Genomic DNA, 893 nt, shown 5'->3' on the forward strand with positions numbered 1-893 from the left:
CTCGGTACGATTGTTTCGGGAAGCTTCTCCTTCCATCCCTTCATTCTCACGTGAAAGGGCTTTCTGGTAGAAATCCCAATTGGTCGATTGCTTGGGATAAAGTTCTTTTAGGCTGCTCAATTGGTTTTGCCAGCTGTTCAAATCTCTGCTTCGCAATATGCGATTCAAGCGATCAAGTCTTCTCTTCCTTAACGTACTCATTAACAGGCCATAATCTGATTGGTTTGACCGATCATGAAAGGGTTTCCCGCGCATGCTCAGTGCAAAATCCTCATTGTTCAAGGTGAGGTCTCGCAAGATTTATCTTCCAGGATAGCGAATGAAAAGTCGAGCCAATTGGGATAAATCATTGGGAATCTCAGAGTGTTTTATTGGGGGAATGGCTCGAAGCCGGGATCGAGAAGATGAAATACAAAACTCTGCCGCAAACCTTCGCAAGGCCTCCGTCATTAACTCTGATTTCTCGATGAAATCAAGGGAATGCTCCCAATCCGGATTCAATCCGAAATGAGCGAGAACTTCAGCATTGAGTTCATCCATGAAGGCTTCCTGGAAAAAATCTTCAAGGAGGAGGTAACCCTGGGACCAGAATGTTTCTGCTTTTTCCTGCCAATTCATGCGATCAAATCTATTATTTCTTCATCATCGGCAAAGGATTGAGCGGATGCTTGACGATATGCCGAAAGAAGGCCGAAAGAATGGTGAAGTGAAAACCTCGTAAGGGAAAGCGACGGTAGTTTTCTTCGATAAACTGCTGCTTAATCCCAAAACTTATCTTACCCATGGACAGATCTACCAAATCTGCTTTCCGAAAAGCCTCTACATTCTCTCGAAAAGGTCCCTTGTAAGAAGTGATTTTGTGATGCATGTCGATCATGGTTGCGATTTCTTCG

General features: G+C 44.1%; 2 protein-coding genes and 1 pseudogene. All 3 read right to left on the minus strand.

What is annotated here, in order from left to right; all coding sequences use genetic code 11:
- On the minus strand, window positions 1-282 hold a 282-nt coding region (locus D5R40_RS38800), incomplete at its 3' end, for a hypothetical protein (protein ID WP_205127878.1).
- An 18-nt stretch (window positions 283-300) separates the two neighbouring features.
- The gene (locus tag D5R40_RS33370) at window positions 301-618 is read right to left on the minus strand and encodes a hypothetical protein (protein ID WP_124155915.1); all 318 of its coding nucleotides are present in this window, start codon (window positions 616-618) and stop codon (window positions 301-303) included.
- A 13-nt stretch (window positions 619-631) separates the two neighbouring features.
- Window positions 632-893 (minus strand): annotated as a pseudogene (locus D5R40_RS36820) (hypothetical protein); the annotation flags it as partial.

It is taken from the genome of Okeania hirsuta (assembly GCF_003838195.1).
GTDB lineage: Bacteria > Cyanobacteriota > Cyanobacteriia > Cyanobacteriales > Microcoleaceae > Okeania > Okeania hirsuta.

Coding starts and splice junctions, on each gene's coding strand:
- D5R40_RS33370 (WP_124155915.1), bottom strand. CDS start 618: ATGAATTGGCAGGAAAAAGCAGAAACATTCTGGTCCCAGGGTTACCTC.